The following is a 15184-nucleotide window of genomic DNA, read 5'->3' on the forward strand; positions in this document are numbered from 1 at the left end:
GACTCAACGGTCGTTCTGCCGCGGGATCAACACCTCGCGATAGATGAGCATGATGCTCGCGGCGACGGGGATCGCGATCAGCGCACCCAGCAGGCCCAGCAACGCACCGCCGGCCAGGGCTGCGACCACGACGACGGCGCCGGGGATGCGCACGGCGCGGCTCATGATGCGTGGGGAGATGACGTACGCCTCGACCTGCATGTAGATCAGGTAGTAGATCGCGGCGATGAGGGCCGTGGTGGGGGAGCCGAGTCCCGGGATGAGACACGCCAGAACGATGATGGTGGATCCCGTGAGTGTGCCCACGAGCGGGATCAGCGAGAACAGCAGGGCGACCACCGCGAGGACGGCGGGAAAGGGGGCGCCGATGATCGACAGGAAGATCGCCGACAGGGTGCCGTTGATCAGTCCCAGAGTCACCTGGCCGATGACGTAGTACCCGACGGAATCGGTGATCTGCTCCGACAGGTCGACGAAGCGTGAGCGACGCGACGCGGGGACCACCTGGTAGACGGCCTTCTTGAGCGAGGGGATCGAGGCAGTGAAGTAGATCGTCAGGATCAGCACGATGAACGCGCCGAACAGACCGGCCGCGATCGACGCGCCGAGCACGATGACACTGCCGCCGATGGATCCGCCGATCGACGCGAAATCGAGGCCGGCCAGCCACTCCTCGATGTACGCGAAGATGTCGTCGACGCGCAGTGTCGGGAAGACCGACGTGAGCCAGTCCTTGAGCTCGTCCGGCCACGAAGGATTCTGGAAGATGCGCGTCACGGCGGCGACGAACTGCGAGATCTGGTCGATGATGATCGGGAGGATCATCAGCATGACCCCGGCGAAGACGGCGAGGAGGATGAGGATCGTCACCAGGACGGCGCTCCACCGCGGCAGGCGGTGCCGGACCAACCACGAGACCATGGGTTCAAGCCCCAGGGCGAGGAACAGCGCGGTTCCGACGTACAGGAGGATCGAGGACAGGCTCTGCACGCTGGATATGAGGAGCAGACCGAGCCCGACGCCCAGGGTGGCGAGGAACGCGGTCCGGAAGGGGCTCTGGATCTTCACGAGACCTCGTCTTCTGTCGTGGCGGGTGCCTGGCAGTCAGGATACGGCGTGGTGCCCCAGAAGTCGTGACGACCGTGCCGCGCCGAGGTCGCGTCGCTGCTCTCTGGGGACATTCAGGTCTCGTTCGCTAGTCTGAAATGTCGAGTTTCCGGCGCGTGGACACCCGCGGCGCGCCGAGGAAGGTGTTTCGTGCGTTTTGTCTGGGCTGTGGTCGCGCTGGTGCTGGCGACCGTGATGATCGGTGCCGGGATCGCGCAGCGGACGATTTTCGAGCCGCCGCGGTCCACGACATCCGAGGTCGAGATCGCCGACGACACGGCGTACGCCGTCATTCCCGGCACTGTGCTGAACTCGCTCCCGGGAACGCAGACCGTCCGTGTGATCGGCGACGGCACGGTGTTTGCCGCCTACGGCCGCACGTCCGATGTCCAGGCCTGGCTCTCCGACGTGACCTACAGCAGCGTGAGCGTCGACGACGAGGGAGTGCTGACCACGGAGGTCATCGAACCGGAGCCCGTCGCCGTCGCTGAGGATGCGGAGACGACCACGGAGGATGGCACCGAACCGACGCGCAACCCCGAGGGATCCGACCTCTGGTACGACCAGTACACCGGGGATGGCGCCGTGATCGCTCCGTTGCAGCTCGGTGAGGACCTGAGCATCATCGTGGCTTCGGACGGCACCGAACCCGTGCCCGGGAAGGTGACGATCACCTGGCCGCTGGAGAACGCGACGCCCTGGGCAGGACCCCTCATCGTCGGCGGCGGCATCCTCATGGCCGTGGGTGTGCTGCTGTACTTGCTGGGTATCCGCCACGTACGGCGTTCTCGAGGCCCGCGCCGTAAGGGGCTGCCACTGCCACCGACCGAGCCCATCGACCTGGCGCAGACCGATGGCGACAAGGGCGTGATCAGCGCCGGCAGACCGCGACGCTCGATCACCGGTCGTGCACGCACCCTGGCGGCCGTTCCCCTCGCCGGCGTCGTCGTCGCGTCCCTGGTCGGCTGCACAGCCGACGACTGGCCCGACCTGATTCCCACGCAGTCGCCGAGCCCCACGGCCTCGGTGATCGTCCCCGAGGGGCAGCAGCAGCCTGCCGTCACGCAAGCGCAGGCGCAGGAGATCGTCGCCCGTGTCGCCGCCACCGTCGCGCAGGCCGACACCGACACGGATGCCGCGCTCGCCGCGACCAGGCTGACGGGTCCGACGCTGGCGGTGCGCGAGACCAACTACACGCTGCGGGATGCGATCGCGGACTACGCCGCTCCGGAGGTCGTGCCCGATGATCCGCTCCAGGTCGTGCTGCCGCAGGCCTTCGATGGTTGGCCGCGATCGTTCCTGGCGATCGCCAACGACGCCGACACCAACATGTCGACGATCATGGTGTTGACCCAAGAGGACGCGTGGTCCGAGTATCGCCTGAGCTACTACGCGAATCTCGGGGCATCCACCCTGCTTCCGGAGCTGGCGCCGCCGTACATCGGTGCGAGCCTTCTCGCCCCACACTCGGCATTCCTCGTGATCCCGCCGGACGAGCTCGCGGCGGCGTACGCGGACGTCCTCACCAACGGTGACAGCAGCGAGTACGCCGCGCTGTTCGAGAGCGAGGACCAGTTCCGCGCGAGTGTCGCCGCGGACCGGCAGACCCGCTTGGACGAGTTCAACGAGACGGGCGCGGAGACGGGAACCCTCGACTTCTCCGCGACGGCGGGCGACGCGGCACCGTTCGCCATCGCGACGCTGGAGAGCGGGGCGATCGTGGCGGTGAACGTCTATGAAACCGACACGGTGACTCCCACCAACGAAGACGCTGTGATCAAGCTCGAAGGCAACGACACGGTGAAGACGCTCGCCGGGGCCGATCAGTCGTCCACCGGATTCTCGACGACGTTCAGCGACCAGCTGTTCTTCTATGTGCCGGCCGCGGGTTCGACCGAGAAGATCCAGCTGCTCGGCTATTCCAGCGCGATTCTGGAAGGATCGGTGCTGTGAGTATTCCTGATCAGACAGCCGCACTGCGCGGTGCCGTCGACCTCTCATCGCTGCGCAATCGTCCGTCCACTCCCTCGCCCTCCGCAGGAGCCCCGGGGGCGCAGGACGCCCCGGGCCTCATCATGGATGTCACCGATGCGATGTTCCCTGAGGTGCTCGAGCTCTCCAAGACCGTCCCGGTCGTCGTCGACCTCTGGGCGGAGTGGTGCGGGCCGTGCAAGCAGCTGAGCCCGGTCCTGGAGAAGATCGTGCTCGAGCACGCGGGCCGGGTGGTGCTCGCCAAGGTGGACGTCGACGCCAATCCCCAGCTGGCACAGGCCTTCCGTGCGCAGTCGATCCCGATGGTCGTCGCCCTCGTCGGTGGCCAGGCCGTGCCGCTGTTCAACGGCGCCGTTCCCGAGCAGCAGGCGCGTGAGGTCTTCGCGCAGCTGCTGCAGCTCGCAGCGCAGAACGGCGTGACCGGGTCACTCTCGACCGCTGCCGCCCCCGAGGAGACAGCTCCCGAGGAGCCGCCGCTGCCGCCCCACATGGCGGCGGCGTTCGCCGCGATCGAGGAGGGCGACTACGTGGCGGCCGCCGCCGCGTACGAGGCGGCGCTGGCCGAGAACCCGCGCGACGATGAGGCGCGCGCGGGGCTCGGTCAGGTGAAGCTGCTTGCGCGGGTGCAGGGCGCCGATCTGCAGGCAGCGCGTGCCGCAGCCGCCGCCGCGCCGAACGACGTCGAGGCCCAGTTACTCGTCGCCGATCTCGATCTGTCGGGCGGTCACGTGGACGACGCGTTCGATCGCCTGCTCGATCTGTTCGCGGCTCTCGAGCCGGAGGAGCGTCCCGTGGTACGCGAGCGGCTCCTGGAGCTGTTCGGGGTCATCGGCGACGAGGACCCCCGCGTGGGGCGCGCGCGCAGCCGCTTCGCATCGCTGCTGTTCTGACGCGGGCTCAGCCCGAGGTGGGCGACGGGATGCGTGCCTGGGGTTCGTGGCGCAGCCACACCGTGCTCAGCGCCGGAATGACCATCTCCGCGCGGCCACCGTCCTGGGCGACGACCATGCCCATGTTGCCGAGACCCGCGCCGCCGTATTCGGCCGCGTCGGTGTTCAGAATCTCGCGCCACACGCCTGCCTGCGGGAGGTCGAGGGCATGATGACGCAGCGCTGAGCCGGAGAAGTTGCAGACGACTGCCACCGTGTTGCCGTCCCAGTCCCTTCGGGTGAACGCCAGCACGCTCGGGTCCCAGTGCGGCGCGCCGATGCGCGAGAACGCCGTGTGGTCATTGTCGCGTGCCCACAGCGGTGTGTTTTTCCGATAGGTCGCGTTGAGGGATCCGACGAAGTCCTGAAGGCGGCGGTGCGGTTCGCGCTCCAGCAGCCACCAGTCCAACGAGTGCGCTTCGGTCCATTCCGAGTACTGCCCGAACTCTTGGCCCATGAACAGCAGCTGCTTGCCTGGATGCCCCCACATGTAGGCGAGATAGGCCCGCATGGTCGACAGCTGCGACCAATGGTCGCCGGGCATCCGATCCAGCAGGGTCCCTTTGCCGTGCACGACCTCATCGTGGCTGATGGGGAGGATGAAGTTCTCGCTGAAGGCGTAGACGAACGAGAAGCTCAGCTCACCCTGGTGGTAGGGGCGGTGGATCGGATCACGCTTGATGTACTCGAGCGTGTCGTTCATCCAGCCCATGTTCCACTTGAACCCGAAGCCGAGCCCCGCGCGGTCGGTGGGAGCCGTGACCCCGGGGAAGCTCGTCGACTCCTCGGCGATCATGCTGATGCCGGGGAACTTCTTGTAGCAGGTCGCGTTGACCTCCTGGAGAAAGTGGATGGCCTCGAGGTTCTCGCGTCCGCCGTGGATGTTGGGCGTCCACTCGCCGTCGTTGCGTGAGTAGTCCAGGTAGAGCATGGAGGCCACCGCATCCACGCGCAGGCCGTCCACATGGAATTCGTCGAACCAGTACAGGGCGTTCGCGACGAGGAAGTTGCGCACCTCATTGCGCCCGTAGTCGAAGATCAGGGTGCCCCAGTCCTTGTGCTCACCGCGTCGAGGGTCGGGGTGCTCGTACAGCGCGCTGCCGTCGAAACGCGCCAGCGCGAACGCGTCGCGGGGGAAGTGTCCGGGGACCCAGTCCATGATCACGCCGATGCCCGCCTGATGCAGGCGATCGATCAGGTAACGCAGGTCATCGGGAGAGCCGAATCGACTCGTCGGCGCGTAGTAGCCGGTCACCTGGTAACCCCAGGAGGGCCCGAAGGGGTGCTCAGCGAGAGGCATGAACTCGATGTGCGTGAATCCGAGGCTCGTGACGTGCTCGATGAGCGGGTCGGCGGCCTCGCGGTAGGAGAGTCCCTCGCGCCATGATCCGAAGTGCACCTCGTACACCGACATCGGCAGATTCACGGGGCGGTCCTTCGCACGCTGCGCGAGCCACGCCGTGTCGCCCCATCGGTAGGAACTCGCGGTGACGACAGACGCCGTCGCCGGCGGCGTCTCCGCCCGACGCGCCATGGGATCGGCCTTCTCGCGCCATTGGCCGTCGGGACCCAGGATCTCGTACTTGTAACAGGTGCCGTCGTCGATGGCGGGGATGAACAGCTCCCAGATGCCCGAGGAGCCCATCGACCGCATCGCATGACCTTGGCCGTCCCACGCGTTGAAGTCGCCGACGACGCGCACGGCCTGCGCGTTGGGTGCCCACACGGCGAATGAGGTGCCGGCGCTGTGGTCGCTCGTGCGCACGTGTGACCCCAGGACGCGCCACAGGTCCTCGTGGCGCCCCTCGCGGATCAGATGGAGGTCCAGCTCGCCGATCGTGGGGGTGTGGCGGTACGGGTCGTCGGCACGGAACACCGGCGCGTCGTCGTAGGTGGTGTCGATGCGGTACGGACCACGGGAGCCGCTGAAACTTCCCTCCCAGATGCCGGCGTGGACGTGTTCGAGGCGCAGGTGCCTGCCCGAGTCGAAGACGGCGGTCACCGTCGTCGCGAGCGGGCGGCGAGTCCGAATGCTCCACCGCCCTTTGCCTGCGGGATGGATGCCGAGGACGCTGTGCGGATCGTGGTGGCGGCCCTGCGACACGGCTTCGAGCAGACCGTTGTCGAGGAGTGCGGGTACGGGCGAGTTCATCGTGCCCCCTTGATCCAGAGGATGTGCACCGGCGTGTGGAAGGCATCCAGGCGCACGTAGTTGTGATCGGTCCACGTCCACTCCGCCCCGGTCACGAGGTCCACGACGGTGAACGGGGTGCCGGGGTCGACTCCCCAGACGCGCGTGTCGAGATGGACCGTGGTTTCTCGCACAGAGTGCGGGTCGAGGTTGGCCACCACGATGATCGTGTCCGATGTGTCATCGGAGGAGTAGCTGGCATCCAGGTGCTTCGAATAGACGAGGATCGCGTCGTCGTCGCTCCAGTGGATGAAGAGATTGCGGAGCTGTCGAAGCGCGGGATGAGCCCGACGGATCTCGTTCAGACGGGTCAGGAAGGGTGCCAGCGAGTCGCCGGCCTGCTCGGCTGCCCCCCAATCGCGCGGTTTGTACTCGTACTTCTCGTTGTCGATGTTCTCTTCGGAGCCGGGGCGGGCCACGTTTTCGAACAGTTCGAAGCCGGCGTACACGCCGTAGGTCGGCGCCGCGGTCGCCGCGATCGCGGCGCGCACGGTGTACGCGGCGCGTCCCCCGTGCTGGAGGTACTCCGTGAGGATGTCGGGCGTGTTCACGAACAGATTGGGCCGAAGGAAGTCGGCCGTGTCGTGGGCGAGGCCGGAGAGGAACTCCTCGAGCTGCTCCTTCGTGTTGCGCCAGGTGAAGTAGGTGTAGCTCTGCTGGAAGCCGACCTTGGCCAGGCCGTGCAGCGGCGCAGGACGGGTGAAGGCCTCGGCGAGGAAGATGACGTCCGGGTCGGTGCGGGTGACCTCGCGGATGAGCCATTCCCAGAACTGCAGCGGCTTGGTGTGGGGATTGTCGACGCGGAAGATGCGCACACCCTGAGCGATCCAGTGCCGCACGATGCGCAGAACCTCCGCGCGGATGCCGACCGGATCGTTGTCGAAGTTGATCGGATAGATGTCCTGGTACTTCTTCGGCGGGTTCTCCGCGTACGCGATGGAGCCGTCGGGCAGCTGCGTGAACCACTCGGGGTGTTCGTGCACCCACGGGTGGTCGGGCGAAGCCTGCAACGCGAGATCGAGGGCGACCTCGATACCTTCCGCACGCGCCGAGCGGACGAAGGCCCGGAAGTCGGCGAGGGTGCCGAGGTCGGGGTGGACGGTGTCGTGTCCTCCCGCGGCTGCGCCGATCGCCCAGGGCGAGCCGGGATCGTGGGCACCGGCGACGAGCGTGTTGTTCGGGCCCTTGCGGTTGGTGGCCCCGATCGGATGGATCGGCGGCAGGTAGAGCACGTCGAAGCCCATCGCACCCACGGCCGGCAGGCGTGCGGCCGCCGTGCGGAACGTGCCACTCGTGATCGACCCGTCCTTGTGTACCCGAGCGCCCTCGGAGCGGGGGAAGAACTCGTACCAGGCACCTACGCCGGCACGCTCGCGTTCGACACGCAGCGGCAGTTCGTCGCTGACGGAGAAGAGGGAGAAGAGCGGCCGGGAGGCGAAGAACGCTGCGAGCTCCGGGTCATCGACGATCGTCAGCGGGTCGGAAACGTCGTGGGAGCGCAGGGCCCTGGCCGCTGCGCGCAGCGCCTTGCGCTCGCCCGAGGGCCGGTCTTCTTGCTTCGCGGCGCGCAGGAGCAGGAGTGCGCCGCTTTCGCGCATCAGGTCGACATCGACCCCCGCGGCGATCTTCACATGCGCGGCATGCTGCCAGGTGAGGAAGTCGTCGGCGAACGCTTCGAAGCGAAAGTGCCAGGTGCCCTCCTCCAGGAGGGCGACGGAGGCGTGCCAGCGGTCGAAGCCGTCTTCAGCCGCAGTGAGCCGGTGCAGCGAGACGTCCCCGAGCGGTGCCCGCAGTCGCAGGTGGACGCCGATACGGTCGTGACCCTCCCGGAAGGACGTCGCGCCGAACGGCACGACTTCGCCGCAGAAGGCCTTCGGGGTGAAGCCGCCGGGGACGTGCGGGGTGGGGTCAAGAAGGGGAATGCGGCCGGTGAGCGTGTCGGAGTCGGCGGCGACGAGCTCGCGCACCGGGATGGCGGCGGCGCTGCGCCACGGGTGGGGCTGGGAGTCGGACATCGACGCACTCACAGTCACGAACCTACCGCGTCGAGGCTCGGCATCCAGTCCCCTCGGCGGGTCCACGTCGTGCTGATGTCGTGCCCGTCAGGCATCCGCGCGAAACAGCATCATGGTGGTGCCGATGAGAGGCACGACCGCGCCGGGCGGGAAGTGGGTTTCCTGCGGCGCGGGGGCCTCATCGGCGCTCGACCACAGCAGCGCATAGGAGCGCACGCCCTCGATGTCGGGAAGGGTCACGTCGATCGGGCGCTCATCGCCGTGCACGAGCAGCAGGATGCGGTTGAATGCCTCGTGCTCGGGGGTCGATGCCGCGACATACTGCAGCGTGCGGTGCTCGGGGTCTGCCCACTGCTCACCGGACATCGTCTCGCCGTGCTGGTCGTACCAGTCCATGACCGAGGCGGACGGGGTACGGTGCTTCGCGCTCGCGAAGCGGCGAGGGCGCAGGGCGGGATTCTCGCGGCGCAGCTGCGTCAGCCGTCGCGCGTGGGCGAAGAGGTCGCGCTGCCACGGTTCGTGCTCCCACGCGAGCCAGGTCAGCGGCGAGTCCTGGCAGTAGGCGTTGTTGTTGCCGCCCTGCGAGCGGCCGAATTCATCTCCCGCGGTGATCATCGGGACGCCCGCAGACAGCAGCAGCGTGCCCATCAGATTCCGCATCGCCTTGCGGCGTTCGGCGAGCACGAGCCCATCCTCGGTGCGCCCCTCGACACCGTGGTTGAACGAGCGGTTCATATCGGCGCCGTCGCGATTGTCCTCACCGTTGGCGGTGTTGTGCTTCACGTTGTAGCTGACCAGATCGTGCAGAGTGAAGCCGTCGTGTGCAGTGACGAAGTTCACGCTCGCGAGCGGGCCACGCTCCGCGGTGAAAGTGTTGGCGGAGCCTGCCAGACGCGTCGCGAAGCCACCCACGCCGACCGGAGCGACCGAATGATGGCGGGTGTACTCGATGTCGCTGAGCCAGAAGTTGCGGACGCGATCGCGATAGCGGTCATTCCACTCCGCCCATCCGTCCCCGAAGTTTCCGGTCTGCCATCCACCCATACCGACATCCCACGGTTCGGCGATCTTCTTCACGTCCGACAGTGCGGGGTCGTCGATGATCGCTCGTAGCAGCGGATGCTGTGGGTCGAACTCGTGCTGTGCGTCGCGGCCGAGCGTGGTCGCGAGGTCGAAGCGGAAGCCGTCGATCTGGACCTCGCTCGCCCAGTAGCGCAGCGAGTCCAGGACCAACCGGGAGGCGGCGTCAGTGGCGGTGTCGAGGGAGTTACCGCACCCGGTGACGTCGATGTAGTCGCCGTCACGCTGCTGGCGATAGTACGAGCGGTTGTCGAGTCCCCGCAGGCTGGTGCGCGGACCGGTGACGCCCTGCTCACAGGTGTGGTTGTAGACGACGTCGAGGATGACCTCGATCCCCGCCTGGTGCAGCAGCTTGACCATGCCCTTGACCTCGCGCAACACGGCCGCCGGGCCGTGCCGACGACTGTCCCGTGTCGCGAACGGCGCATGCGGGCTGAAGAAGCTCAGGGTGTTGTATCCCCAGTAGTTCGTCAGCCCGTGCTCGAGCAGGCGCGGCTCCGAGACGAACGCGTGGATCGGCAGCAGCTCGACCGCCGTGACCCCGAGATCCAGTAGATGCTCGATCGTCGCCGGATGCGCCAGTCCCGCGTAGGTCCCGTGCAGCTGTGCGGGGATGCGGGGGTTGCGCTTGCTCAGGCCCTTGAGGTGTCCCTCGTAGATGACGGTGCGATCCATCGGGGTGCCGGGCTTTGCGACGCCTCCCCAATCGAAGGACTCGTCGACGACCACCGATCGCCAGTGCTCGAATCCTGTGGACACCACCCCACGGGCATACGGGTCCAGGAGAGCCCGGGAACGGTCGAAGATGTTCCCCGGAGCGTGAGGGCCGTCGGCCCGCAGGGCGTAGACAGCGCCCGGGCGCAATGTCGGCGTGCGCACCGTCCATACGCCGCGGCCGGCCGGTTCCAGCGGGACGCTCTCGATGACCCAGTCGTGGTCGTCCGGGTCGAAGATCTGCAACTCGATCGCGTTGGCATTCGATGACCACAGCCGCAGCGTCCCGATGCCGTCGTGCATCGTGACGCCGAGGTCGTCGAGGTGGGGAGAGAGCAGGCCGGGAACGGACTGCGCTGCCTGGGGGGTCACCGTCATGTGGGTACGATACCGGCGCTGTGCGTCCGGCAGATGACGGGACCTCGACCCGCGGTCGGGCGGATTCTGTCACGCTGGATGCGATGACCATCTACCTCGATCATGCGGCCAGCGCGCCGCTGCGCCCGGAGGCCGCCGCGGCCTGGCTGGAGGCGTCCCGCGAGGTCGGCAATGCCTCCTCCATCCACGGTTCGGGACAAGTGGCGCGCCGTTCGCTCGAGGAAGCCCGAGAGCGTCTCGCGTCGCTTGTCGAGGCGGATCCGGCGGAAATCGTGTTCACCTCGGGCGGGACGGAATCGATCAACCTCGCACTGAAGGGGATGTGGACCTCGCGCCTGCCGGGAACGACGGGAATCGTCCTTCCAGACGGAGAGCATCACGCGACGCTCGATTCGGTCGAGTGGCTCGCGGCGTCCCAGGGGGCTCAGATCCTCCCCGTCCCGCTGGATGTCGACGGACGCATCGGTCACGAGGGATTCTGCGACGCGCTGTCGGGTGCGGCCCTGGCGACGGCGCTCGTGGCCAACAACGAGGTCGGCACGCTCAACGACGCGGCGGGGCTCGCCCGCGCGGCATCAGATGCCGGGGTCCCCCTGCACCTGGATGCCGTCGCCGCATTCGGCCATGTGCCGGTCTCGTTCCGGCAGTGGCGTGCCGACGCTGCTCCGGGTGCGGGGCTCGTCGCGCTGAGTGTGGCCGGACACAAGATCGGCGCTCCCGTCGGGGTGGGCGCGCTCGCCGTGGCACGGTCCGCCCGGATCGCGCCGCTGCTGCACGGCGGCCGCCAGCAGCGCGGGCTGCGTGCCGGGACGCAGGATGTCGCCGGGGCTGTCGCCTTCGCCGCAGCCGCCGAGATCGCCCTTGCCGAGCGCGAGACCGAAGCGCGCAGGCTGGCGGCGCTGCGCGACGGGCTCGTGAGCGCGGTGACCACGACGATCCCCGATGCGCGACTGCTCGGCGATCCGACGCGGCGCATCCCGGGAAACGCCCATTTGCACTTCCCTGGTGCACTGGGGGAGACGCTCCTGTTCCTGCTCGACCAGGCGGGGATATCCGTCTCCACGGGCTCCGCCTGCCAGGCGGGCGTGGCCGAGCCCTCACATGTCGTGCTCGCGATGGGGCACGACGCCACGGCCGCCAGGGAGGTGTTGCGCATCACGTTGGGACACACCACGACCCCCGCCGATGTCGCGGCGCTCGCCGCAGCGCTTCCCGAGGCGGTGGCTCGCGCACGCGGGGCCGGCTCAGGAAGGCGCTCGTAGACTGGTTCCATGCGAATTCTGGCGGCGATGAGTGGGGGAGTGGACTCCGCCGTCGCCGCTGCGCGCGCCGTGGATGCCGGTCATGACGTGGTCGGAGTACACCTGGCGCTCTCCCGGGCGGGCGGCACACTGCGCACCGGTAGTCGCGGCTGCTGCACCATCGAGGACGCGATGGACGCTCGGCGCGCAGCAGATCTGCTCGGCATCCCGTTCTACGTGTGGGACTTCTCGGAGCGCTTTCGCGAGGATGTCATCGACGACTTCGTCGAGGAGTATCGAGCGGGGCGCACGCCGAATCCGTGCATGCGCTGCAACGAGAAGATCAAGTTCGCTGCGCTGCTCGAGCGCGCGGTCGAGCTGGGCTTCGACGCCGTCTGCACGGGACACTACGCGACGCTCGTCGAGGGCGCGCAGGGGCGGGAACTCCACCGAGCATCGGATCAGGCCAAGGACCAGTCCTATGTGCTGGGAGTGCTGACCGCGGACCAATTGGCCCACACCTACTTCCCACTGGGGGCGACGCCGTCGAAGGCCGAGGTGCGGGCGGAGGCCGAGCGCCGCGGGCTGACCGTGGCACAGAAACCCGACAGCCACGACATCTGCTTCATCCCGGATGGCGACACGCGCGGCTGGCTGGCCGAGAAGGTCGGCACTGCGACGGGCGAGATCGTGGACCGCACCGGCGCCGTGGTGGGCTCGCACGAGGGTGCGCACGCCTTCACGGTCGGGCAGCGTCGAGGACTGCAGCTGGGTGTTCCCGCGCCCGATGGGAAGCCCCGCTTCGTGCTCGAGGTGCGTCCCGTCTCCAACACGGTGGTCGTGGGACCGAAGGAGGCGCTGGCCACCGCGCGCATCGGGGGAGAGCGGATGAGCTGGACAGGCGGTGCGCCCGAGGTGGCGCGCTTCCGCTGCGACGTGCAGATCCGGGCGCACGCCGACCCCGTGCCGGCCGCGGCGGAGCTTGCCGACGGCGTGATCCTGGTCGAGCCTGACGAGCCCTTCGACGGCGTTGCGCCCGGCCAGACCGCCGTGCTCTACATCGGCACGCGGGTGCTCGGACAGTTCACGATCGATCGCACCGAGTCCGCGGTCCCGGTCTCGGCCTGAGCGGCGCCCGCGGTGTCGGGACCCGCTCCTAGACTGAGGGGCGTGACCGATGCCACTCCCGTCGACGACCCGGGGCTGGCCGATGCCCGTGAAGAAGCGCTCGCGCTGACCGACCGCATCCTGTCGGCGCGGGACGCGTACTACGGGGACGACACCGCCGTGGTGGTCGACGACGCGACCTACGACGGATGGATGCATCGCCTGCAGCATCTCGAGCAGCTTCATCCGGTGCTGCAGGGTCAAGACTCGCCCACCCAGACCGTGGGGGCCGCCGAGGGATCCATGTTCGCGCCGGTCGAACACGCTGAGCGGATGCTGAGTCTGGACAACGTCTTTTCTCCGGAGGAGCTCGCGGAGTGGTGTCAGAAGACGCAGACCGCCGCGGGCGGTGCGGCGCGCTGGCTCACGGAGCTCAAGATCGACGGGCTCGCGATCAGCCTGCGCTACGAGAACGGCGTCCTCACCTCGGCGGCCACACGCGGTGACGGGCGCGTGGGGGAGGACGTCACGGTCAACGCGCTGCGGGTCGCCGGAATCCCGCAGCGTCTGTCCGGTGTGGGACATCCGGCGATCGTGGAGGTGAGGGGCGAGGTCTTCATTCCCGTTGCCGAATTCGAGGAGCTCAACTCGCTGCAAGCCGCGCTTCGCGACCGCGTCGTGGACGAGACGCGCGCGCGGGCGCGGGTCTTCGACGAGGACAAGGCCCGCGCCAGTGCGCAACGGCGGTTCGCCGCGTTCGCCAACCCCCGCAACGCCGCCGCCGGCGGACTGCGCCAGCAGCTCGACAAGAAGAGCGGGTTGGAACTCGAAGCGGGACTGGCTCGGCTGGCATCGCTGCGGCTCTACGTGCACGGCATCGGCGCGTGGGCAGATCCTCCGGTGGTGACCCAGAGCGAGGTGTACGCGCTGTTGTCGGAGTGGGGCCTGCCCACCAGTCCTTTCTTCGCGACTCCCGGGGACATCGACGGTGTCCTGGCATATGTGGAGCACTACGGCGAGCACCGCCATGACATCGAACACGAGATCGACGGCGTGGTCGTCAAAGTCGACCAGCTCGACCTGCACGAGCAGCTCGGAGCCACCAGTCGTGCGCCGCGGTGGGCGATCGCGTACAAGTACCCGCCCGAGCAGGTCAACACGACGCTGCTCGACATCGTGGTCTCCGTCGGCCGCACGGGTCGTGCGACGCCCTACGCCGTGATGGCGCCTGCCCATGTGTCCGGGAGTGTCGTGCGCCAGGCGACCCTGCACAATCAGGATGTCGTGAAGGCCAAGGGCGTGCTCATCGGCGACACGATCGTCATCCGCAAGGCGGGGGATGTCATCCCCGAGGTGCTGGGCCCGGTGGTGGAGCTGCGCGACGGCTCTGAGCGCGCCTTCGTCATGCCGGCCGAGTGCCCCGAGTGCGGCTCTCCTCTCGCGCCGGCGAAAGAGGGCGACATCGATCTGCGATGTCCCAACACCCGCTCCTGCCCCGCCCAGGTGCGCGGCCGGGTCGAGCACCTCGGTTCGCGCGGCGCGCTCGACATCGAGGGACTCGGTGAAGTGTCGGCGGCGGCGCTCACCCAGCCGCTCGTTCCCGCAACGCCCCCGCTGGTCACCGAAGCCGGACTGTTCGACCTCACCGCTCGCGACCTCTTCCCGATCGACGTCGTCGTGCGCGAGGCCGAGACGGGGCTGCCTCGACTGCTGGAGGACGGCAGCGTCGACACGCGGTCGCCGTTCCGCCGCCAACGGCATGCGCCGGCCCCCGGTGAGCCGCAGAGCGCGTCCAAGCCGGATCCGCGGTTCGATCCGACCGGGCCGTTCGACGGTGATGAGACGAGCATCCTCTCTGCGGCGGCATCCGGCTTGCTTGCGAACATCGCCGCGGCCAAGTCGAAGGAACTCTGGCGGTTTCTCGTCGCGCTGAACATCCGGCATGTCGGACCTGTCGCCGCGCGCGCTCTGGCGCAGTGGTTCGGTTCGGTCCGGGCCATCCGAGAAGCCTCCCGCGAGGAGTTGGCCGCCGTCGAGGGTGTCGGCGGCACCATCGCCGATGCGATCATCGACTGGTTCGAGATCGATTGGCACCAGCAGATCGTCACGCAGTGGGTGGCGGCGGGCGCGCAGCTGGCGACCCCCGGACACCCGGGGCCGGGCGCCGCCGCCACGACCGGGGGAGTGCTGGAAGGCCTCACCGTCGTCGCGACCGGCGCGCTGGAGGGCTACACCCGCGAGGGCGCGCAGGAAGCGATCATCGCCGCCGGTGGCAAGGCCGCATCGAGCGTTTCCAAGAAGACCGATTTCGTCGCCGCAGGTCCCGGGGCCGGCTCCAAACTCGCGAAGGCGGAGTCTTTGGGGATCCGCATCCTCGATGCTGCGCAGTTCCGCGTGCTCGTCGAGCAGGGGCCGGACGCACTGGACTGA

Annotated in this window: 9 protein-coding genes; 5 read left to right on the forward strand and 4 right to left on the reverse strand. The window is 68.3% G+C overall.

What is annotated here, in order from left to right; all coding sequences use genetic code 11:
* Positions 1–3: 3 nt before the first annotated feature.
* On the reverse strand, positions 4–1068 hold the full coding sequence (locus ABD206_RS02985; RefSeq protein WP_344069055.1) for an AI-2E family transporter: 1065 nt from the start codon (positions 1066–1068) through the stop codon (positions 4–6).
* A gap of 189 nt (positions 1069–1257) precedes the next feature.
* Between ABD206_RS02985 and ABD206_RS02990 the strand changes: the two genes are divergently transcribed.
* On the forward strand, positions 1258–3060 hold the full coding sequence (locus ABD206_RS02990; RefSeq protein WP_344069057.1) for a DUF8094 domain-containing protein: 1803 nt from the start codon (positions 1258–1260) through the stop codon (positions 3058–3060).
* Positions 3057–3989 (forward strand): tetratricopeptide repeat protein, encoded by a 933-nt coding sequence (locus ABD206_RS02995; protein ID WP_344069059.1) that lies wholly within the window; start codon positions 3057–3059, stop codon positions 3987–3989. The genes ABD206_RS02990 and ABD206_RS02995 overlap by 4 nt, the downstream gene beginning before the upstream one ends.
* A gap of 7 nt (positions 3990–3996) precedes the next feature.
* Here ABD206_RS02995 and glgB read toward each other — a convergent pair whose 3' ends face one another.
* The 3 genes from glgB to glgX all read right to left on the reverse strand — a co-directional run bounded on the left by glgB (position 3997) and on the right by glgX (position 10406).
* The gene (gene glgB, locus ABD206_RS03000) at positions 3997–6180 is read right to left on the reverse strand and encodes a 1,4-alpha-glucan branching protein GlgB (protein ID WP_344069063.1); all 2184 of its coding nucleotides are present in this window, start codon (positions 6178–6180) and stop codon (positions 3997–3999) included.
* Complete coding sequence (locus ABD206_RS03005; protein WP_344069066.1) at positions 6177–8234, reverse strand: alpha-1,4-glucan--maltose-1-phosphate maltosyltransferase; 2058 nt, start codon at positions 8232–8234, stop codon at positions 6177–6179. Before ABD206_RS03005 ends, glgB begins: the two co-directional genes overlap by 4 nt.
* An 87-nt stretch (positions 8235–8321) precedes the next feature.
* On the reverse strand, positions 8322–10406 hold the full coding sequence (gene glgX / locus ABD206_RS03010; RefSeq protein ID WP_344069069.1) for a glycogen debranching protein GlgX: 2085 nt from the start codon (positions 10404–10406) through the stop codon (positions 8322–8324).
* Positions 10407–10489: 83 nt separating this feature from the next.
* Here glgX and ABD206_RS03015 point away from each other — a divergent pair, with 83 nt between their 5' ends.
* Genes ABD206_RS03015 through ligA form a run of 3 tightly spaced genes read left to right on the forward strand, consistent with a single transcriptional unit; the run spans position 10490 to position 15184 of the window.
* Positions 10490–11668, forward strand: coding sequence for a cysteine desulfurase family protein (locus tag ABD206_RS03015; RefSeq protein WP_344069072.1), 1179 nt, complete (start codon positions 10490–10492; stop codon positions 11666–11668).
* A 9-nt stretch (positions 11669–11677) separates the two neighbouring features.
* Positions 11678–12775, forward strand: coding sequence for a tRNA 2-thiouridine(34) synthase MnmA (gene mnmA, locus ABD206_RS03020; RefSeq protein ID WP_344069075.1), 1098 nt, complete (start codon positions 11678–11680; stop codon positions 12773–12775).
* A gap of 42 nt (positions 12776–12817) precedes the next feature.
* A complete protein-coding gene (gene ligA, locus ABD206_RS03025) occupies positions 12818–15184 on the forward strand; it encodes an NAD-dependent DNA ligase LigA (RefSeq protein ID WP_344069078.1) in 2367 nt (788 codons plus the stop codon).

Origin of the sequence: Microbacterium sediminicola, from assembly GCF_039531125.1 — a bacterium.
Lineage (GTDB): Bacteria > Actinomycetota > Actinomycetes > Actinomycetales > Microbacteriaceae > Microbacterium > Microbacterium sediminicola.

Coding starts and splice junctions, on each gene's coding strand:
- mnmA (WP_344069075.1), top strand. CDS start 11,678: ATGCGAATTCTGGCGGCGATGAGTGGGGGAGTGGACTCCGCCGTCGCC.
- glgX (WP_344069069.1), bottom strand. CDS start 10,406: ATGACGGTGACCCCCCAGGCAGCGCAGTCCGTTCCCGGCCTGCTCTCT.
- ABD206_RS03005 (WP_344069066.1), bottom strand. CDS start 8,234: ATGTCCGACTCCCAGCCCCACCCGTGGCGCAGCGCCGCCGCCATCCCG.
- ABD206_RS03015 (WP_344069072.1), top strand. CDS start 10,490: ATGACCATCTACCTCGATCATGCGGCCAGCGCGCCGCTGCGCCCGGAG.
- glgB (WP_344069063.1), bottom strand. CDS start 6,180: ATGAACTCGCCCGTACCCGCACTCCTCGACAACGGTCTGCTCGAAGCC.